This is a genomic window from Haladaptatus sp. T7 (assembly GCF_026008575.1).
GTDB classification, from domain to species: domain Archaea; phylum Halobacteriota; class Halobacteria; order Halobacteriales; family Haladaptataceae; genus Haladaptatus; species Haladaptatus paucihalophilus.
The window spans coordinates 123,093-142,159 of sequence record NZ_BROP01000005.1 but is presented as its reverse complement, the minus strand read 5'-3'; the positions used below and the strand labels follow the sequence as shown (position 1 = coordinate 142,159).

The following is a 19,067-nucleotide window of genomic DNA, read 5'->3' as shown; positions in this document are numbered from 1 at the left end:
AGCGATAAATATCCGTTGTTGGCACGGGAGTCGGTACCAAGCCTCGTTATTATTTTATTACATTTGATAGACTGTGACAGAGTGTAATGGAGCCAGACCCACTCGGTCGAGCGATACTCGATTACCAGCGCGGCGGACTGCGCGGTGACTGTGTGTGCCGGGACGGCGCGGAGACGCGGGACGGAAATATCGAAGGGCACTACTTCGCCTCACGGGAGGACTGGCGTGACGAGTGGCGAACCCTCCTCGCGTCGCTCGAACCACCCGTCGTCGATATCGGCTGTGGCTCGGGACAGCACGCCGAATTTCTCCAAGAGCGAGGCGAAGTCGTCGCCATCGACGTGAGTCCGGGCGCAGTCGAAGCCACCCGTAACCGCGGCGTCGAGGATGTTCGCGTGATGGACATGTTCGAGATAGACTTCCGACCGGACAGGTTCCGTTCCGCCCTCCTGAGCGGGACCCAACTCGGACTCGCACACTCCCTCGCCGGGGTGCGTCGATTCCTCTCGGAACTCGCTCGAATCACGGACGAGGAGGGCGTCGCCGTCGTGGACAACTACGACCCGACGGACCTCGCTCCGGACGACTTGCTCGGCTACAGGTCCGACCCGCGCCGCGGAATCGCCCACCGAACGTTTCACTTCGAGTACGACCGGGACGGCGAACGGGAGGTCGGACGAACCCTCCACTTCGTCCTCTTTTCGCCCGAGCGACTGCGGGACGTAACCGTCGGAACGCCGTGGCACGTCGCCGAGGTTCAGCCGAGAGAGGGATTCTACAAAGCCGTCCTTCGAAAGGAAACACGGTGAGAGTGGAAGGCTAGTATTTCGGGGTAACACATAACATGGATGCGTCCGTACGCCGTAACATGGGTGGCAAACGGACGGAAGCGTGTGGTCGGTGCGGTCTTTCGACCGTCGTCGACGCGACCAGTGACGGTGAGACGCGTGACATCTACGGCGACGACCGAATCGAGGTGTCCGAGGACGAGATGCGGTCGGTGAGCGGACACGTCGAACTGCTCGGACGCGCGAAAGACCGACTGAACGCGTTCGCGAAGCGGGTAACGTACGGAAACATTGGAGACGAATAATTCTACGCTCGAAACGGTAACCCCCGAGAAAAGGCGCATGGGAGCCGCTGTCACGGACATTAGCGGTAAAAGATAAAACCCTGTGGAACTTACGAGCGAGTAATCGAATGGAAGAGAGCATCTCTGGCTTCAAACTTCGAGGTAGCTGGGGAGATATCGTCGAGCACGGAGAGCGCATCACGCAAGCGCTCCGTGAGGCGAACGTGTCGGGTAGCGCGTTCGAGGAATGGGACGAGTGGCGGCCGAAATCGCACGAACGGCTCGGCGAAGACGTGGCTGAGAAGACCGCGGAACAGGCCCACGTCAGCGAAGGGAAAGGCGAGCAAGCGGGCGAGTCCCCCGACGACGACCTCCGAACAGCGGGCGAAAAACTGACCGAATCGTACGAGAAACTGGAAGAGGACGACACGGAAGGTGCCGTAGACAGGTGGCAGGACTCGGTGAACTACGTCGCTCGGGCCGCCGACTCGGCGGGGCGGAAGGCCATCAGGAAGGTCGAGGACACGGTGTATCAGAAGGTGATGACGCAACTCGCACCGTACTACTTCGACAACGAACTCGTTAGTGCCAACATCCAGCAGACGAGTCGGATGGAGGACGGCGAGGAGGGATTCATTTTCGAGGTGAACGTCAACGACGACGAGTTGAAAGGAGAAGTGTCGGAGTCGCTCACGTCCTACGAGGACGAAATCGACCGCTGGCACGTCGAGACGGAGAAGGAAACCGAGACGGTCGAAGCGGCAGAAGGCGTGGAACCGCCGAAACGGAGCGGCGGTCCGCGAGCCGACAGGACGTGACCAGTCGTTTGCTTTCGAGTCGGTACACTATTGGCGTGAGACGGTATACCGGATAGATATGGCTGGAGGGTTGCTGACGGTGATTATCGCCGGGGTCGCGAGTCTGTTCATGGCGTGGGCCATCGGCGCGGGGTCGAGTGGGTCAACTCCGTTCGCCCCAGCCGTGGGTGCGAACGCCCTCTCGGTGATGCGTGCGGGGTTTCTCGTGGGCATTCTCGGATTTTTAGGGGCGGCGCTCCAAGGCGCGAACGTCTCGCAAGCGGTGGGACGGGAACTGATTCACGGCGTCCAACTGTCGCCCCTCGCCGCGACCACGGGACTCCTCACGGCGGCGATACTGGTGGCAATCGGCGTGTTCACGGGGTATCCCATCGCCACGGCGTTCACCGTAACGGGGGCCATCGTCGGCGTCGGGTTGGCGCTCGGTGGAACCCCCGCGTGGCCGAAATACCAGCAGATAGTCTCCCTCTGGATACTCACACCGTTCATCGGCGGCGGCATCGCCTACGCGACCGCTCGCGTGCTCCGGCGCGACGACGTGGCGGAGGAAACCTCGATTCCGCTTCTCGCCGGACTCGTCGGCCTCATCATCGCCAACGTCGGGTTCGTCTTCCTCGGACCGCCCCATCAGAGCGCCTCCATCGCACAGAGCGTCGGCGAGCACCTGTCGCTTCCCGCCGTCGCCGGTCTCGACCTCGGCGTCGTCGTTACCTCGCTCGTTCTGGCCGGTCTGGTCGCCGTCGCACTCAAGCGGGAACTCGACGCCGACGTGAGCCGCGGCCAGCGTCGGTTTCTGCTCGCGCTCGGCGGTCTCGTGGCGTTCTCGGCCGGTGGGAGTCAGGTCGGTCTCGCAATCGGGCCGCTGCTCCCGCTGTTGGACCCCTATTCGATACCCGTGGTTCCGGTGCTCATCGGCGGCGGCCTCGGCCTGCTCGCCGGGTCGTGGACGGGTGCGCCGCGGATGATAAAGGCGCTCGCACAGGACTACTCGGCGCTCGGACCGCGCCGGTCCATCGCCGCGCTCATCCCGGCGTTCGCCATCGCACAGAGCGCCGTCTTCTTCGGTATCCCCGTCTCGTTCAACGAAATCATCGTGAGCACCATCATCGGGAGCGGCTACGCCGCGAGCGGTGGCGGCGTCAGCGGCAAAAAGATGATTTACACCATCCTCGCGTGGGTGCTCTCGTTGGCGCTCGCGCTCGGCGTCGGATACGGCGTCTTCACCGCCGTCGACGCCGTGCTCTGAATACGCGACTTACCCGTCTTCGATGTCGGCCCGACCGCTCGTCGCGCTCCGAAGTCGGTCGCACAGCGCGTCGGTTTCCTCGACCGGTACGCGAACCGAAAAGCCGACGGTTTCGCCGTAGTCGGCGTCGAACTCGACACCTTCGCTCTCCAAAATCCCCCTGACAGTCCCCGAGTCGTCGTATTCGACGGCGATGGCGAGACGGCGGTGCGGCCGTTCCTCGACGACGCCCGCCTCGTCCACCGCTTCCTTGACCGCGCGGGAGTACGCCCGGACGAGGCCGCCGACGCCGAGGTTCGTTCCGCCGTAGTACCGCGTGACGACGGCGACCACGTTCTCGATGTCGCGCTGTTGGAGGACGTTCAGGGCGGGTTTCCCCGCGCTGCTCGTCGGTTCGCCGTCGTCGCTCGACCATTCTCGGACGAACCCGCCGACGTCAGCGCTCCCCTCAGAAGTGGCAGTTCGACCATCCTGCACGCGGTAGGCGGGCACGTTGTGGGTCGCATCCGCGTGTAGGTCTTCGATTTCGGCGATGAACGACTCGGCCGCTTCGACGCTCTCTGCAGGCGCGACGTACCCGATGAACTCCGAACCGCGAACTTCGAACGCCGACTCGCCCCGACCAGCCACGGTTCGATACGTCGTGCCACCCATCGCTCGGGAGTTCGACGGGCAGCACCGAAAAGGCGTGGATTCGCCGCGGCGGGAGAACGGGAAGAGATTCAGCTGAGTTGGATGCGGTGAACGAACTCCAAGTTCTTCAGTTCGTTGAGCACGTCGCCCGGTACGTCCTCGTCCGTGACGAGGTAGAGCCGCGGGTCGTCGGTGAACTCCGGGTCCTCGCTGATGGTTTGACGGATGGAGATGTCGTTGTCCGCCAACAGTGTCGTGACGGTCGCCACGATGCCCGGAACGTCCGCGTCGCGCACTTCGACGGTCAGAACGGACAGGTCGAGGACAGGGGCCAAATCCATCAGGCTCGGAATCGAGGAGATGTTCTGGAAGATGCGACGCAGTTCCTCGTCCTTCAGAATCGCGTCCGTGGTCGAATCGACCACCCGCCGGTCCACGCCGATTTCGCGGGCGATCTGCGTGTTGGGAATCTCGATGCTCCCGGAGACGACGCGTCCCTCGTCACTCACCGAGAACCCGCGTTCGAGGAGGAGTCTGATGACCTGTTGTTGGCTCGGACTGCCCTCGAACTTCTGCATGATTCTGTCGAACATCCTTGTCGGATAGACGTGCCCGACGGTTTAGTCCTGTTGGGGTTCGGTCGAGGCAGGAGGGTTCATCACGCCGCACGCCGACCCAAAGCCATGGAACGACACGTCGTTTGGGAACCAGTGGGGGCAGTCGGGACCGAGCACCTCACGGTCGAGTTCGAAGAGGAACTCAGCGCCGACGGAACGGTGGTCGGAACCGCGGAAAACGAAGGGACGGCAGCGCCGTTCCGGGTTCGCTATCGCGTGGCGTGTGACGAAACGAGGACGGTTCGGCGGGTCGAAATCGACCCACTCGGCGTCGGTGGCGGGATAAAACTCGAACACGACGGGGACGGCAACTGGACGGAAAACGGGGTTCCCGCGGCAAACCTCGCGGGATGTCGAGACGTGGATATCTCGGTCACGCCGTTCACGAACACGGTTCCGATTCGCCGACACGATTTGGCGTCCGGGGAGACGGCGAGGATTTCCGTCGTGTACCTCGACGTCCCCGCGATGACGACGACGGCGGTCGAACAGCGATACACCTGCCTCGAGCCACTGGACTCCGACGGTGGAGTGTTCCGATACGAGAGTTTGGAAAGCGGATTTACCGCGGACCTCCCCGTCGATTCCGACGGCGTGGTACTGAACTATCCGAGCGTGTTTCGGCGGGCGTATCCGTAACTACAGACTCTCTTTCGTGCTCGCCACGTCGCTCCTCCGGTCGTCGATTCGCGTCGCGTCGTCCAGCGCCCGCGCGGTGGCCTTGAACAGCGCCTCGATTTCGTGGTGGGCGTTCTCGCCGACCACGCCCGCGTGAAGCGTCAGTCCGGCGTTCATCGCCAGCGAGCGGAGGAAGTGTTTCGCCATGTGGCTGGTCATGTCGCCGACGCGCTCCTGTGAGAACTCGCCGTCGAATCGGAAGAGGGGACGGCCGCTCACGTCCACCACGATGTCGCCGACGGCCTCGTCCAGCGGGACCTTTCGGTCGGCGAATCGGTGGATGGCCCGGCGGTCGCCGAGGGCCTCGTCGAACGCCTCGCCGAGGGTGATGGCCACGTCCTCGACGGTGTGGTGGTCGTCGATGTGCAGGTCGCCGTCGGCCCTGACGGTCAGGTCGAACAGGCCGTGGCGGGCGAAGCTGTCCAGCATGTGGTCGAAGAAGCCGATACCCGTCTCGACGGTGGACTCGCCGTCGCCGTCCACGTCGAGCGTTACCTCGATGGTCGTCTCCGCCGTCTCGCGGGTTACGGCGGCGGTGCGGTCGCTCATACCGGGGTAATTCGGCCGGAGCTACAAGGTGGTTCCGTTCGGGAATCTAGACAGGTGTCTGACGCAGTTATATTTACCTCGAGCTCCAAAGAGAACATGTGTTAAAACGAGATATGCTCAGCGTCCTGTTGGTCGCCATCGGGGTCCTCCTCTCCGGGACGGTGCCCGGTCTCGTCATCGGCGCCCCCATGGCCGCTCTCGGGGCCTACGCCATCGTAGACCCCCGACTCGGCGATACGCCGGACGTGCTTGGTCACCTCGCCGGACAGACCCGCTAATCGAGCGCGTCCACTGCCTCCGACAGCGAGAACGCGCCCTGATAGAGCGCACTCCCGACGACCACGGCGCTCGCACCCGCATCGCGGAGCGTCCGAATGTCGTCCACGGACGCGACACCACCGCTCGCCACGACCGGTATTTCGACTGCCTCGGCGACTCGCCGAACAGGACCAGTCTGAACCCCCTCCATCCGACCCTCCACGTCGACGTCGGTGAACAGGATAGCGCCAGCGCCGAGTTCCTCGTATCTGGTCGCGGCCTCGGCCGGGTCGAGTCCGGTCGATTCCGTCCACCCCGAGACGAGAACTTCCCCGTCTTTGGCGTCGAGACTCACCATAACCGAGCCGGGGTATTCCTCGCTGATTTCAGCGACGATATCCGGATTTTCTATCGCGGCGGTACCGAGGATAACGCGGTCGACGCCGCGCGACAGGAGGTCGGTGGCATCGGTGGCGGTGCGAATGCCGCCGCCGAGTTGCACCTCGACGTCGACCGCACCCAAAATCGAATCGACGGCGGCCGCGTTCTTTCGCTCGCCGTCGAACGCGCCGTCCAAATCGACGAGATGGAGGGTTTCCGCGCCGCCCTCGACCCATTTTTCCGCGGCGTCCACGGGGTCGCCGTAGGTCGTTTCCGTGCCTTTCTCGCCCTGAACGAGTTGAACGACTTCGCCATCCTGCATATCCACCGCCGGGACGACTTCGAACGTCGGGAACATACTCTGCTTTAGGCGGGGTGGTGTCTAAACCCAACGAGTCGGTACCGTTTAAGACGTTCAGACGAATGTACGTGTATGGTCGCGATTTTACTCCTCGTCGGTCTGGCCGTGGCGATGTTTGTCGGTTTCAATATCGGCGGTTCTTCGACCGGCGTCGCGTTCGGTCCCGCGGTCGGGAGTAACACCGTCTCCAAACTCGGTGCGGCCGGGTTGATGACGGCCTTTGCGCTCCTCGGCGGGTGGACGGTCGGTCGGAACGTCATCAAAACGATGGGTGGGGAGATCGTCCCGAGTTCGCAGTTCACGCTCGCCGCCAGCGTCGGCGTCCTCTTTTTCGTCGGGTTAGCGCTGCTCATCTCGAACCTGTTCGGCGTGCCCGCCTCCACCTCGATGACGGCCGTCGGCGCAATCGCGGGACTCGGAGTGGCAACGGGAACCCTCGATGAGGCGGTCATGTTTCGAATCGTCTCGGCGTGGCTCCTCGCCCCCATCACCGCCTTCTGGATTTGTGCCGTCGTCGGACGGTATCTCTACCCGTATCTCGACGTGTGGTTCCATCTCGAACAGTCGGAAGGGCCGCTGTTCGAATTCAATCGCGTCGGTTCGGTGCCGTACCCGACCGTCTCCGCGAACGCGTCGGCGAAGGAAGTCTTGGTCACCATTCTCGTCGTCGGCATCGGCTGTTACATGGCCTTCTCGGCGGGTGCGTCGAACGTCGCCAACGCGGTCGCGCCGCTCGTCGGAAGCGACGTGATTACGGGGAGCGAAGGCGTCCTGCTCGCGGGCGTCGCTATCGCACTCGGAGCGTTCACCATCGCCCGCCGAACGCTCGATACCGTCGGGAACGACCTGACGGACCTGCCCCTGTTGGCGGCGCTCATCGTCGAAGTCGTCAGCGCGAGTCTCATCACGTTCCTCTCCGCGATCGGCATCCCCGCCAGTCTCGCGGTGAGTGCGACGATGTGCATCGTCGGACTCGGCTGGGGACGGGCGACGCGAACCGTTCGAATCTCCGATGCGGCCGCCGCCGCGGTCCGCGGCGACGACGGAGAAAAGCATTCGGAAATGGCGGTTAACGTCCTTCCGGAGGAGCAAGAGGAAGTGGCGAAAATCGGTGAGGAAGAGCCACAGACCTTGAAAGCGAGGGACCTGTTCGATCCGTCCACGACCGGCCGGGTCATCGTTCTCTGGATTCTGACGCCCTCTATCTCCGCCGTCGCGTCGTATCTCCTGTTCGCCTTCGTCCCGCTTTCACCCGCCTGACGGCGTTAATCTCGGTCAGCAGGCCAAATCGTTCCCGATTTATCACTATAGGCGGACGAAACAACAACTACTAACCATCCCCCGGACGAAACCCCGAGTGATGCCTACCGTAGAATACCTCAACTACGAAGTGCTGGACGACCAGGGCTGGGATATGGACGACGACGACCTGTTCGAGAAGGCCGAAGACGCCGGTCTCGACAGCGAAGACTACGGCTCGCTCGACGTCAACGAAGGCGAATACATCCTCGAGTCCGCCGAGGCACAGGGCTACGACTGGCCCTTCTCGTGCCGCGCGGGTGCCTGTGCGAACTGCGCCGCCATCGTCAAGGAAGGCGAAATCGACATGGACATGCAGCAGATCCTCAGCGACGAGGAAGTGGAAGACAAGAACGTCCGCCTCACCTGCATCGGTAGCGCGGCGACGGACGAAGTTAAAATCGTCTACAACGCCAAGCACCTCGACTACCTGCAGAACCGCGTTATATAAGCGATTCTGGGGTTTTAGGGGTTTTCCACACGCCGAAAAGCGGCGCGTTCGCCGACTAATCCTCGTGGAATTGCCAGTCGCTCAGAGGCGTCGCTCGAACTCGTAGTCCATCGGCCCGGCCAACGCGAGCGGTTCGTCGCCGGTTTCGCGGAAGTCGTGACGGTACAGCGGCCGGAAGTCACCGAAATCCGTCTGGACGTAGAACTCGAAACACGGGAACCCATCGTGGCGGCCACGGATATCCACCGCTCCGTCGCGCCACACGGTGGCTTCGAGGTGGTAGTCAACCGGGTCCGCGTGCGACGACAGCGGATTGCTCGCGCTCGCGTGCATGTCGAATTCGACGTATTCGTCGTGCCAGAGCGGGTCGGTACAGACGATGCCGTCACACGATGCCTTGCCACGACGAAGGTTCACGGTTCCGTCGGGGTGCGTGGTTCGTTCGACCGACGTACCCGTGTCGGCGTAGGAGACGAGACTGTCGTCCGTGAAATCGACGACCGCTTCCTGTTCGACGCGACAGCGACCAGTGTTGACGGCGTGGGGCGTAAACTCGCGGGCATCGCCCTTGTATTCGAGCGTTCCGTCGCCGTCGCTGGGACGCGAAATCCACGCCGACGGGATGAAGGTAGCGCCTCGTATCTTCACGAGGGCGACGTCCTGCGTACTCATATCTTCTGTGAACACATAGGGTCAAAATAAAATTTATGTAAAACTTCCAATTTCCATCACATATATCGCAACAGCTAAAACATCTCACCGAGGGCTACCGTTTGGTGCATACTTCGATTCCCGACCTCCTCCGACTGCTTGCCCTGCCCGTCTTCGGATGGGCCGCGTGGCGTGACGTGAAGACTCGGCGAGTACCTAACAAGACGTGGTATCCACTGGCGGCGCTCGCCGTCGTTCTGCTCGTTTGGGACGGCGTGACCGCGATGGGGGCACCGCCGCTGCAACGCAAGTTGTTCCTCTTTCACGTCGCGGTGAGTCTCGGGTTCGTCGCGCCGCTCGTCATCGCCTTCTGGTGGTTCCGGGCGTTCGGCGGCGCGGACGCGAAGGCGTTTCTCGTCATCGCTCTCCTGTTCCCGTCCTATCCGACCTATCACCTCGGAGAATGGGCGTTGCCGATGCAGGGAACCGTTTTGGGCGTGTTCTCGCTGACGATTCTGACCAACACGGTCCTGCTCGGCGCGCTCTATCCCGCCGCGCTGTTGGTGAGGAATCTCCTCACCGGGCGGATTTCGTCGGTGATGTTCGTCGGTCGGGTCATCGACTGGGACGCCGTTCCGACGGCCCACGGGCGACTGCTCGAAACTCCCGACGGGGTGGCCCGCAACGGCGTGGATTTGGACGCGCTTCGGATGTATCTCCGGTGGCGAGGGACGACACTGGCCGAACTTCGAGCGCGGGCAACCGACCTGCGCGACCCGGAGAGCCTGCCCGAAACGCCGAATTCGCCGACGGACGGGATGGTGACGGACGGCGGAGCGGTCGTCGCACAACGGTCGGCGACGGAATCGACGGGATACGAGGACCCGTGGGGGGCCGCACAGTTCCTCGACAGCATCGACCACGGTGCCTACGGGACGACGCCGACACAGCTCCGCGAGGGACTGGACGTGCTGGTGACGAAAGACGAAGTGTGGGTGTCGCCGGGAATCCCGTTTATCGTTCCGATGTTCCTCGGGATGGTCATCGCGGTCGGGTACGGCGACCTGCTGTCGGGGGCGCTGTCGGTCCTCGGCCTGGCGACCATCTGATTGTCACGCTCACAGCGTTTCCCGAACGAATCGGGTGAGCCGCGGCCGAATTCCGACCTCCCGACGAGTGATGATGACGGTCGTATCCGCGCGCCGTCCGACCGCCTGTGGGACCGACCCGACGAGTTGTCGTCGGAGCATCCCCTGTCGGGTCGAACCGAGGACCGTGATGTCGTGGTCCGACGCTCGCTCGACGACGGTTTCGGTGACGGAGCCGCTTCTGACCTCCTGCTCGACGGTCGCGGGAGCAACGCGAGCCGCGATGCTGGCGAGCAGCCGTTCGGTGGTGGCGTCGTCCTCCCCCACCCGGAGCAAGTTGATTTCGGAATCGTTCGCCAGTGCAATCGCGCGCGCGACGTCCGCCGCGAGTTCCGCGTGGGGACCCTCGGCGACGGGGACGAGAATGGTGTCCGCCGTCTCCGCCGGGCCGATTTTCTCCACGAGAACGTCACACGGTGCGCGCGCCACGATGCGGTCGATGTTACTTCCGAGGACGATTTCGCTCGGGTGTTCGCGCGCCTGCCACCCGACGACGAGGGCGTCACAGTCGAACTCGACGACGGCGTTCGTGAGCGCGCGGGCGACGTCGTACGAGACGAGCAACTGCCCGCTCACCGGAACCGCTCCCTGTGCGGTTTCGACAACTCGGTCGAGGATTTCCTGTTCTTCGCCGCCGAACTCGCGGATTATCACCTCGTCGGTGTAGAGTGCGAACGGCGACTGGCGCTCGGTCACGAGAACGCGCAAGACGAGGACGTCACCGTCCCGTTCGCGTGCGATATCGACCGCGGTTCGGGTCAACTGGGCGGCGTTTTCGGGGTCGGCCACCGCCACAGCGATACGATAGTCACTCGTTCCCCCCATTTTCGGTAAGTACGGCGTCGGTCAGCAAAAGCGTTGGCTCCCCGTAGTGTTTTCGTCGCGCGGGTCGGTTCGGAAAGTTTGGACACCATCACACGATGGGTAGTCGGTGAACTCGTCGGGTCAGTGGTCGGCGCGTTGCTCAGCGGCATCGGATACGCCGGGATGACGGTCGGCATCGCTGCCGCTATCGAGAAGGGCACCGTTTCGGGTGGAAACGGTACGCCTTCGACAGGCGTCGCTGAAGTCAACTGACGTTTCAGTCCAGTTTCGAGAAATCGGTATCGACGTTGCCGTCCCGGTCCAAGTCGACCACGGCGTCGAACAGACCGAGGAATCGCTCTATCTGCACTTCGTCGTGAACCCCCTTCGAGAGGTGGAACAGTCCGACGGCATCGTGTTCTTCGAGCAGTTCGAGCACCTGCTCGACGGTGTTGTACACCCGCTGTTCGTCCGCGTAGTAAGCCATCTCGGTGATGGAGTCGAAGCTGATGCGGCGTTTGCCGTCGGTCTTCGTCAGGAACTGTTCGGTGACCGAGAGGATTCCTTCGAGGTCGTCAGGGGCGGAGACGTAGTGAACGTCGTTCGTGCTTCGGCGGGAGTAGCCGCGTTCGATGCTCAACGTGTCGAGAATGTCGGCCTTGTTCTCGTCTACGTCGTAGTGGTCGAGTTTCTGTTTTACCTCGCGGGCCGTCGTCCGTGTCGAAATGACGAGGAAGCGGTCGGTATCCGTTTTCAAAAAGTCGGTGTCGATTCGGTCGGTTTCTCCCGTGCTCGGATGTAAAAGGAGGACGCCAGTGCCGCCCGGTATCGAATTTGGCGTGTTCTCTATATCGAGTTGGTAATCCATATCATCCGGTAACTAGCGGAAGCGACTTAAAATATACGGGAATGCGGGTCGGAACACCGCGTTAGCACCGAACACGTCCGAGGGAGACGTGGCTGTTCAACCGGTGAACCAGACCGTTTCGTCACCAAAAACACCGGTTGGTGCCACGATACGTTCGGTCAATAGTCAGTTTGAAGACTATCTCAAAGGTGCGACTGGATAGTTCGGCCCTTGTACGAAACCACCACGAACGCAACGCCAGCGAAGGCGGTCAACCCGCCGAACAGAAGGGAGTCCAGCGGACCGAACGACATGAAGGCGCCGAAAACCAACAACAACAACAATCCGCCGATAACGAGGCGCAGCCGTGCTCCGAACGATAGTCGTGAGTTTGCCATCGAGGAGACGTTACTATTCTCCATTATTAACATTTTTGTTACTTATATAATATTCTAACACATTCGGGCGGGAGTTTACTTCCGAACGACGGATTCCGTCAGAACACGCTGTCGGCGGTGGCCGCGCCGACGACGCTGAACACGGACCCCACGCTGACGGCCTTGACCGTCGTGAAGAGCGCCTGCCCGGACGTGTGGCCGTCGAACAAACCGTCGTGAAGGAACGTCTCCGGCGCGGCGAACACCACAGCGAGGATGGCGACGGACCCGAAGGAGACCACCATCAACGAGATGAAGCGGGTCGGGACACCGGCCACGTCCGCCTCGCGGTCGGGGTCGCGCTCGTGGTCCGCCTTGTAGAGCGCGCCGTATCCGATTCCGAAGACGATACAGACGGTCGCAAGCGCGTGGATGGTGGACATGTTTCCCGCGATGTCCCAGACCTCCTGCGTGACGACGAACGGACCAGCGAGGAGGAAGCCGCCGAGCACCTGCTGGGCCGTATCGGCGAGGGCGAATCGTTTTCTCGAACCGACCATATCCCCGAGAAGGGGCCGAGAAATAAAGCCCTGTGCGTTCCGAACGGGTTTTGTCGGGGACGGCCGTTCCATCGTGCATGAGCGTCCGCGAGGAGTTCGACGACTGGGCGGCGGATGGCCGCGACAAGGGAATGGAAGAGCGACACTGGCACACGGCGAAACACGTTCTCGCCCGGATGCCGGTCGAAGACGGCGACACGGTCCTCGATTTGGGATGCGGAAGCGGATACGCCGGACGTGCCGTGCGCGATACGAAGGGAGCGGGACGGGTGTACGGACTCGACGGTTCGCCCGAGATGGCGCGCAACGCGCGGGGGTACACCGACGACTCGAACGTCTCGTACCTCGTCGGCGACTTCGACCACCTACCGTTCGCCGACGACAGCATCGACCACGTGTTCACCATGGAAGCGTTCTACTACGCGAACGACCCCCACGAGACGCTTCGGGAGGTGCGGCGGATACTTCGTCCCGGCGGCACGTTCTTCTGCGCCGTGAACTACTACGAGGAGAACGTCCACTCCCACGCGTGGCAGGACTCGATTTCGGTCGAGATGACGCGCTGGAGCCGCGAGGAGTACCGCGACGCGTTCCGTGAGGCGGGGTTGTACGTCGCCGAACAGGACAACGTACCGGACCGCGAGACGGAGATACCCGCGGAAGACGCGTTTCCGACGGATAACTGGGAGACGCGCGAGGCGATGGTCGAACGCTACCGCGAGTTCGGCACCCTGCTGACCGTCGGCGTCGCGCCGTAACCCCTTCGTTTCGGGTGGAACGACCCGACAAACTGTCGATTCTGGGGGATTCAGTCGAAGCGACGATTCGGGGCAATAGCACACGCTACCGGAGGATTTAACCAAACAGCAGGGCGTCTTTTAGGTGACATGGTGAAAGTAAGCGTAGTTGGCGCGGCAGGCACTGTCGGGGCCGCCGCAGGCTACAACATCGCACTGCGTGATGTCGCGGACGAACTCGTTCTCGTTGACATTCCGGACATGGAAGACAAGACGGTCGGGCAGGCCGCGGACGTGAACCACGGGGCCGCCTACGACTCGAACACGGTCGTCCGACAGGGGACCTACGAGGACACCGCCGGGTCCGACGTCGTCGTCATCACGGCCGGGATTCCGCGTCAGCCGGGACAGACGCGTATCGACCTCGCGGGCGACAACGCGCCCATCATGGAGGACATCGGGGACTCGATCGCCGAGCACAACGACGGTGACTTCGTGACGATCACGACGTCCAACCCAGTCGACCTCCTGAACCGCCACCTGTACGAGACGGGTGACCGCGCACGGGAGAAAGTTATCGGCTTCGGTGGCCGCCTCGACAGCGCCCGGTTCCGCTACGTGCTGAGCCAGCGCTTCGACGCGCCGGTCCAGAACGTCGAAGCGACCATCATGGGCGAGCACGGCGACGCGCAGGTCCCCGTCTTCTCCAAGGTCCGCATCGACGGCGCGGACCCCGAGTTCTCGGACGACGAGAAGGACGAAATCCTCGGCGAGCTCAAAGAGAGCGCGATGAACGTCATCGAGAAGAAGGGCGCGACCCAGTGGGGTCCGGCGACGGGCGTCGGCCACATGGTCGAGGCCGTCATCCGCGACACGGGCGAAGTGCTCCCCGGTTCCATCAAACTCGAAGGCGAGTACGGCCACGAAGGCGTCGCGCTCGGCGTCCCCGTCAAACTCGGCGCGAACGGCGTCGAAGAAGTCGTCGAGTGGGACCTCACCGAGTTCGAGCGCGAACAGCTCGGCGAAGCGGCGGACAAGCTCGCAGAGCAGTACGAGAAGATAGAGTAACGGACCGCTAAAGCCGCTATTCTCCGTTACCACTACCGATAATTCTCCACATTTATTACAGTAGAGTGAATCGTCACAGATGAGTGACGAGAGCGTACGTGTTTCTGGATGAGAGTGGAAACCATTCGATTAGAGACTGCTACACTGTCGCTGGAATCTGGTGCTTAACGGAGTATGACAGACCAACGGAGGTGTTCAAACCGACGCGCGATAGAATCGCAAACAACGTTGCACGAACGGATGGGGAGCTCAAAGGAGAACAGTTGCCAGAGAACAATCTCGACTCGTGTCTCTTTTATATGAAAAAGATATTCGAACAGGACGACTCCCTTGTCCCGACGAATGTGTAGGAGACCAACAGTGTCGCTGCATTCACTGTCCACGACGCTGATGGAGATACTGGAAGAAAAATCGCCGAACGGTATCCTGGCGAAAGTGCGAACAAGTCTTCTACCGCTCAGCTGATGGCGCTGGCTTCGGTAACAAGTCCGATGCTCCGTCTCAATCAGCATGCTACTGTCGATATTACCGCTCATCACATTGTTATGGATGGGGAGACATGGCGACGAGCGGGTACCGTTCTCGAAGGACTCTATGATTCGCTAGCGTGGTCTCCCGAAATTTCGTTCTCGTATCGCGACAGTAAGAATACACCGGGAATACAACTTGCCGATCTCGCCGCACATGCACGGCGTTTGCGCCTCACTGCCGGGGAGTGTACAAATGGTTCGAAGGCCATCGATGAGATGCGGCTATAATATGAAAGTTGTCCGAGTTAGAGATGCGAAGACGAACCGGAACTACCAACGGAAAATCGATGTGGTAGCAGCGTTACCGGTCCCCCTTCGACAGACATGAAAACGTATGTCCTCCAAGAATATAAATCACCATCCTACCGGTGCGGATGACCGTAACGATCGAAATGAGAAGAGATGTCGTTACCGCCCTTTCGTCAATCGCGCGCCGATTTTGTCCGGCAGTCCCGCCTCCCGCACCGCCTCCTGTACCGCTTCGATGTCGTACTCCACGCGTCGCTCCTCGACGCTCATATCGTCGAAGTCGAGAATCGCGTAGGCGGCGCGAGGGTCGCCATCCCGCGGTTGACCGACGCTTCCGGGATTCATCACGACGCCCTCGTCGTACGTTTCGTTGTGTTGGACGTGTGTGTGACCCATGACGAGGACGTCCTCGTCACCCAGTAGGTCGGGGTCAAATTCCTCGGGATAGGTGTAGTGGTCGGGGTCGTCGGGGTGGCCGTGGACGATTCTGACTCGACCGTCGCACGCGAGACGCGAATCCGGGCGGTGAGAGAGCCAGTCGATCTGTAGGTCGTTGAGTTCATCGCGGGCGTGCTCGACGCCCGCGGCCGCCATGCTGTTGAATCGGAAGGCGGTGCCGGTGACGACCGCCCGGTCGTGATTTCCCATCACGCTCGCCGAAACGCGGTCGCGGAGGCTGTCGACGCACTCGCTCGGCCACGGGTTGTAGCCGACCACATCGCCCGCACAGAGGAGTTCCTCGACGGGCGGCATGTCGTCGAGAACGGCATCGAGCGCGACGCGGTTCGAGTGAACGTCCGAGATGATACCGACCTTCATGTCGGTCGATACGTTCGGGAAAGCCTTAATTCCCGTTCTCGACCGCGAGCGAAAAGTCGTTCTCGTCGTTTCGAGCGACGCCGACGCCGCAGACGGGGTGTTCGAAATCAAGGTCGTAGGCCGCACTCGCCGCGGTTTCGGCGTCCGCGGCATCGAAGTCGAAGGCCTCGGGCGTGTCCTTCTCGTAGGTCGCCACGAGCGTCGGTTCCGTGACCTCCTTCACGAGCAGGGCGTCGCGGCGGACGATACCGATGTAGGATTCCTCGCCGACGGTTCCCGCGATTCGCGGCGTGTCGTAGTCGTCCTTTTCGTAATCGAGCGCGAGAAGACTCTCCGCGAGGGCGTCACGCGCGGGGTATCCGAGTTCTATCTTCTCGGCGATGGGGTCCACTTGCGAGCCGTTGCCGATGACCGCCGTGTCGCCGACGACGCGGGCGCAGTTGTACGCGATGTAGGGGTTGTCCGTCTCCGGTGCGTCGTCGGTCGGGCCGACGGTGACGGTCTCACCGTGAGCGACCGCTTTTCGGTTGGGGAACGACCGCGAGGAAACTCGGTAGGCGCCGACGTCTGGACCGACGACGATGAAGCGTCCGATGTACATACACAAACATGCGTAATTGGGACTGAAATACGTGCTGGTTTGTGCACGGTTACGGTGTCATCTCAGATTTCGCTCGAAAGGAAGTCCCGGAAGTACTCCTCCATCCGTTCTTGGGAGTAGAACTTGACGCTCTTGTCGCGGAGTTCCGCGAGCAGGTGGTTTTGGACCATGACGAACGAACCGAGCCGACGCGATTTCTTTTGCACCATATCAACCCGGTCACGTCGACGGGACACGTAGTGTTCGAGCCCCTGTTCGAGGTACTTCGAATCGGTTCGGGTCAGTTCGTCCGCGAGGACGGCCGCCGATTCCATCGCCATCGACGCACCGACACCGCCGGTCGGCAGTATCGCGTGTCCGGCGTCTCCGATGAGAACGACGCGGCCCTTCGTCCACTCGTCCATGTGCAGGTCGTAGAAGTCGTCGTGCCACATCCCCGCCGGGTCGTCCATCTCGTCGAGGATGTCCGGGACCAACCCACCCATGTCGTCGAACGTCTCACGAACGCGGTCGAGGCGCTCGTCCACGGGGTCGGGGGTTCCTTCGGGCGCGGTCGCGGCGAGGAAACACGCCAACTTGTCCTCCGTCGGGTACAGACCGACGAACCGTCCCGCGCCCCAGTGCTCCTGCACTTCGCCCGACGTCGCCAACGAAGGGTCCACCCAGAACGCCCACCCGGTCATGTCGTGATACGTCAACTCCACCTCGCCAAACACGAGGTCCCGAACCTTCGAGTGGATGCCGTCCGCGCCGACAACGAGGTCGTAGGTGGCCGTCGTGCCGTCGGTGAAGGTGACGTCAACTTCGTCCGAGTGTTGGTCGATTTCGGTGACGGTCGTTCCCATCCGGAGATTCTCCTCGGAGATGGTTTCCTGCAACACGTCGACGAGATTCGGTCGCCAGATGAGATACGTCTCGCCGTACTCGTCGGCGAGGCTGCCCATGTCGTAGCCGTGTAGGTGTGTTCCGTCGTGGTCGAGAACGTGGTACTCCTCGAACTGGTCCGCGTTATCGAGGAGTTCGTCGTACTTGCCGAGTCCCTTCAGGATGTTCGACCCCGCGGGCCACAGGCTAAGGGTGTAGCCGAGGCCGCCGTAGTTGCTCGATTTCTCCACCACGTCGGGTGAGAGTCCGCGCTGTTCCAGCAGGCCCGCAAGCGTCAACCCGGCGATGCCGCCGCCGACCACGAGAATCCGCATATCGTTCCCGTATCGAATAGTAGTCGTCATCGTAGCTGCGTGTACAAAAGGGAGATTCGTTGCTCTATCCTCTAGCATGCCACAGGTATTTATTAGAGATTGCCTGCGATAATCGATTATCACTCCGGCGTCGGTCCGCCACGGAGGTCACGAAAACATGAGGTACGCAACGGTCACAGTCCGCTGGGACGAGGGGGAGCTTCACCCGCTCGACGATGCAGTGGCGCGCGCACCGGACGTTTCCATCGAGTTGACGTACTACATCAATCCGGTTCGTGACGGGACGTACGCCGAACTGAGTCGAATTCGTGGGGAGCCAGCTCGGATACGAGCGGTGTTACAGGCGACACCGGAGGTGTTAGACTACGACGTTCCGTCCGGAAGCGAGGGGATCACGTACACCCACTACGAATCCGCCCCGCTCATGGACGAGATGCTCGGGGTGCTTTTCGACCACGAAATCGTTCTCGAATGGCCGGTCGAGTTCGTCGATACCGCGACCGGCCGCGGGGTTCGAGTGACGTTTCTCGGAACGGAGCGGGCCTTGAGCGAAGCGCTCGGCGACGTTCCGGACGACTTCGGAATCGAACTCGAACGGATGGGCGACTATTCGTCGCGGATTTCCGACCCGGTTGCGACGCTCACCGACCGCCAACGGGAGGTGTTGGCGGTGGCAGTTCGGAAGGGGTACTACGAGATTCCCCGCGAGACGACGCATCGGGAAATCGCCGACGAACTGTCGGTCGCCCCCGGAACCGTCAGCAAACAGTTACAACGCATCGAAATCGAGCTAATATCGGCGCTTTCGACCCCGAACGGATAGATTCACAGCCGAATACGTGACCGTGATACCGGGATGCAAGGGTCGGTCGGGTTCGAAACACTGAAATACGGAACTGTGCTACCGTTGAATGCAGATTCAGCGAATCGAATCGCTGAAGCATAACAGTCCCATGGGGTAGTGGCCAATCCTGTTGCCTTCTGGGGGCAACGACCGCGGTTCGAATCCGTGTGGGACTATCAGAAATTTTACAATAATCCTCCCGAAACATAGTGGCTTCTCTCGCGGAGGTGGTGCTGCATGAGTCGCACCTGTCCGCGGTGCGGCGAGAAG

25 protein-coding genes and 1 tRNA gene are annotated in these 19,067 nt (G+C 61.9%); 14 read left to right on the top strand and 12 right to left on the bottom strand.

Annotation, left to right across the window (positions count from 1 at the left end):
* Positions 1–86: 86 nt before the first annotated feature.
* From OPC11_RS14520 to OPC11_RS14505, 4 genes are all read left to right on the top strand, one after another.
* Positions 87–809: a class I SAM-dependent methyltransferase gene (locus OPC11_RS14520; RefSeq protein ID WP_264782370.1), complete on the top strand. Its 723-nt coding sequence runs from the start codon at positions 87–89 to the stop codon at positions 807–809.
* Between the two features lie 59 nt (positions 810–868).
* A complete protein-coding gene (locus tag OPC11_RS14515) occupies positions 869–1,093 on the top strand; it encodes a hypothetical protein (RefSeq protein WP_264782369.1) in 225 nt (74 codons plus the stop codon).
* A 107-nt stretch (positions 1,094–1,200) separates the two neighbouring features.
* Complete coding sequence (locus tag OPC11_RS14510; protein ID WP_007975993.1) at positions 1,201–1,890, top strand: DUF5828 family protein; 690 nt, start codon at positions 1,201–1,203, stop codon at positions 1,888–1,890.
* Between the two features lie 58 nt (positions 1,891–1,948).
* Positions 1,949–3,136, top strand: coding sequence for an inorganic phosphate transporter (locus OPC11_RS14505; RefSeq protein ID WP_007975992.1), 1,188 nt, complete (start codon positions 1,949–1,951; stop codon positions 3,134–3,136).
* Between the two features lie 9 nt (positions 3,137–3,145).
* On the opposite strand, the gene OPC11_RS14500 is transcribed toward OPC11_RS14505, so the two are convergent.
* Positions 3,146–3,790 carry a YigZ family protein gene (locus OPC11_RS14500; RefSeq protein WP_007975991.1) on the bottom strand — a complete coding sequence of 215 codons (645 nt, stop codon included), beginning with the start codon at positions 3,788–3,790 and terminating at the stop codon, positions 3,146–3,148.
* A 68-nt stretch (positions 3,791–3,858) separates the two neighbouring features.
* Positions 3,859–4,362: an ACT domain-containing protein gene (locus OPC11_RS14495; RefSeq protein ID WP_264782368.1), complete on the bottom strand. Its 504-nt coding sequence runs from the start codon at positions 4,360–4,362 to the stop codon at positions 3,859–3,861.
* Between the two features lie 90 nt (positions 4,363–4,452).
* Between OPC11_RS14495 and OPC11_RS14490 the strand changes: the two genes are divergently transcribed.
* Positions 4,453–5,025, top strand: a complete 573-nt coding sequence (locus OPC11_RS14490; protein ID WP_264782367.1) for a putative glycolipid-binding domain-containing protein — start codon at positions 4,453–4,455, stop codon at positions 5,023–5,025.
* On the opposite strand, the gene hisB is transcribed toward OPC11_RS14490, so the two are convergent.
* A complete protein-coding gene (gene hisB / locus OPC11_RS14485; RefSeq protein WP_264782366.1) occupies positions 5,026–5,613 on the bottom strand; it encodes an imidazoleglycerol-phosphate dehydratase HisB in 588 nt (195 codons plus the stop codon).
* 98 nt (positions 5,614–5,711) lie between these two features.
* Between hisB and OPC11_RS14480 the strand changes: the two genes are divergently transcribed.
* A complete protein-coding gene (locus tag OPC11_RS14480; RefSeq protein ID WP_139025478.1) occupies positions 5,712–5,891 on the top strand; it encodes a hypothetical protein in 180 nt (59 codons plus the stop codon).
* Here the strand turns inward: OPC11_RS14480 and hisA are convergent.
* Positions 5,888–6,610, bottom strand: a complete 723-nt coding sequence (hisA, locus tag OPC11_RS14475; protein WP_264782365.1) for a 1-(5-phosphoribosyl)-5-[(5-phosphoribosylamino)methylideneamino]imidazole-4-carboxamide isomerase — start codon at positions 6,608–6,610, stop codon at positions 5,888–5,890. The genes OPC11_RS14480 and hisA overlap by 4 nt on opposite strands.
* A gap of 75 nt (positions 6,611–6,685) precedes the next feature.
* Here hisA and OPC11_RS14470 point away from each other — a divergent pair, with 75 nt between their 5' ends.
* Together OPC11_RS14470 and fer are read left to right on the top strand one after the other, a co-directional pair.
* Positions 6,686–7,873: an inorganic phosphate transporter gene (locus OPC11_RS14470; RefSeq protein WP_007975982.1), complete on the top strand. Its 1,188-nt coding sequence runs from the start codon at positions 6,686–6,688 to the stop codon at positions 7,871–7,873.
* 100 nt (positions 7,874–7,973) lie between these two features.
* Positions 7,974–8,363, top strand: coding sequence for a ferredoxin Fer (gene fer / locus OPC11_RS14465; RefSeq protein ID WP_007975980.1), 390 nt, complete (start codon positions 7,974–7,976; stop codon positions 8,361–8,363).
* An 81-nt stretch (positions 8,364–8,444) separates the two neighbouring features.
* Here fer and OPC11_RS14460 read toward each other — a convergent pair whose 3' ends face one another.
* On the bottom strand, positions 8,445–9,035 hold the full coding sequence (locus OPC11_RS14460; protein WP_264782364.1) for a DUF3238 domain-containing protein: 591 nt from the start codon (positions 9,033–9,035) through the stop codon (positions 8,445–8,447).
* Between the two features lie 104 nt (positions 9,036–9,139).
* Here OPC11_RS14460 and OPC11_RS14455 point away from each other — a divergent pair, with 104 nt between their 5' ends.
* Positions 9,140–10,123 (top strand): A24 family peptidase C-terminal domain-containing protein, encoded by a 984-nt coding sequence (locus OPC11_RS14455; protein WP_264782363.1) that lies wholly within the window; start codon positions 9,140–9,142, stop codon positions 10,121–10,123.
* Positions 10,124–10,132: 9 nt separating this feature from the next.
* Here OPC11_RS14455 and OPC11_RS14450 read toward each other — a convergent pair whose 3' ends face one another.
* Complete coding sequence (locus OPC11_RS14450) at positions 10,133–10,987, bottom strand: universal stress protein (protein WP_007975975.1); 855 nt, start codon at positions 10,985–10,987, stop codon at positions 10,133–10,135.
* Between the two features lie 78 nt (positions 10,988–11,065).
* Here OPC11_RS14450 and OPC11_RS14445 point away from each other — a divergent pair, with 78 nt between their 5' ends.
* On the top strand, positions 11,066–11,239 hold the full coding sequence (locus tag OPC11_RS14445; protein ID WP_264782362.1) for a hypothetical protein: 174 nt from the start codon (positions 11,066–11,068) through the stop codon (positions 11,237–11,239).
* Positions 11,240–11,243: 4 nt separating this feature from the next.
* Here the strand turns inward: OPC11_RS14445 and OPC11_RS14440 are convergent, their stop codons facing one another.
* The 3 genes from OPC11_RS14440 to OPC11_RS14430 form a co-directional block, all read right to left on the bottom strand.
* A complete protein-coding gene (locus tag OPC11_RS14440) occupies positions 11,244–11,834 on the bottom strand; it encodes an ATPase involved in flagella biogenesis (protein WP_069453153.1) in 591 nt (196 codons plus the stop codon).
* A 182-nt stretch (positions 11,835–12,016) separates the two neighbouring features.
* Positions 12,017–12,211 carry a hypothetical protein gene (locus tag OPC11_RS14435; protein ID WP_264782361.1) on the bottom strand — a complete coding sequence of 65 codons (195 nt, stop codon included), beginning with the start codon at positions 12,209–12,211 and terminating at the stop codon, positions 12,017–12,019.
* A 98-nt stretch (positions 12,212–12,309) separates the two neighbouring features.
* Positions 12,310–12,750, bottom strand: a complete 441-nt coding sequence (locus OPC11_RS14430; RefSeq protein ID WP_007975968.1) for a DUF2391 family protein — start codon at positions 12,748–12,750, stop codon at positions 12,310–12,312.
* Between the two features lie 77 nt (positions 12,751–12,827).
* Between OPC11_RS14430 and OPC11_RS14425 the strand changes: the two genes are divergently transcribed.
* Positions 12,828–13,508 carry a class I SAM-dependent methyltransferase gene (locus OPC11_RS14425; protein WP_264782360.1) on the top strand — a complete coding sequence of 227 codons (681 nt, stop codon included), beginning with the start codon at positions 12,828–12,830 and terminating at the stop codon, positions 13,506–13,508.
* A gap of 129 nt (positions 13,509–13,637) precedes the next feature.
* Positions 13,638–14,555 carry a malate dehydrogenase gene (mdh, locus tag OPC11_RS14420; protein WP_264782359.1) on the top strand — a complete coding sequence of 306 codons (918 nt, stop codon included), beginning with the start codon at positions 13,638–13,640 and terminating at the stop codon, positions 14,553–14,555.
* Positions 14,556–15,493: 938 nt separating this feature from the next.
* On the opposite strand, the gene OPC11_RS14415 is transcribed toward mdh, so the two are convergent.
* From OPC11_RS14415 to OPC11_RS14405, 3 genes are all read right to left on the bottom strand, one after another.
* Positions 15,494–16,153, bottom strand: coding sequence for a metallophosphoesterase family protein (locus OPC11_RS14415; RefSeq protein WP_264782358.1), 660 nt, complete (start codon positions 16,151–16,153; stop codon positions 15,494–15,496).
* A 25-nt stretch (positions 16,154–16,178) separates the two neighbouring features.
* Positions 16,179–16,754, bottom strand: a complete 576-nt coding sequence (locus OPC11_RS14410; protein ID WP_007975960.1) for an IMP cyclohydrolase — start codon at positions 16,752–16,754, stop codon at positions 16,179–16,181.
* A gap of 62 nt (positions 16,755–16,816) precedes the next feature.
* Positions 16,817–17,983 carry an FAD-dependent monooxygenase gene (locus tag OPC11_RS14405; protein ID WP_264782357.1) on the bottom strand — a complete coding sequence of 389 codons (1,167 nt, stop codon included), beginning with the start codon at positions 17,981–17,983 and terminating at the stop codon, positions 16,817–16,819.
* Between the two features lie 127 nt (positions 17,984–18,110).
* Between OPC11_RS14405 and OPC11_RS14400 the strand changes: the two genes are divergently transcribed.
* Both OPC11_RS14400 and OPC11_RS14395 read left to right on the top strand, forming a co-directional pair.
* On the top strand, positions 18,111–18,776 hold the full coding sequence (locus OPC11_RS14400) for a helix-turn-helix domain-containing protein (protein WP_264782356.1): 666 nt from the start codon (positions 18,111–18,113) through the stop codon (positions 18,774–18,776).
* Positions 18,777–18,900: 124 nt separating this feature from the next.
* Positions 18,901–18,973: transfer RNA gene (locus OPC11_RS14395), tRNA-Gln, on the top strand.
* The last annotated feature ends 94 nt before the right edge of the window (positions 18,974–19,067 follow it).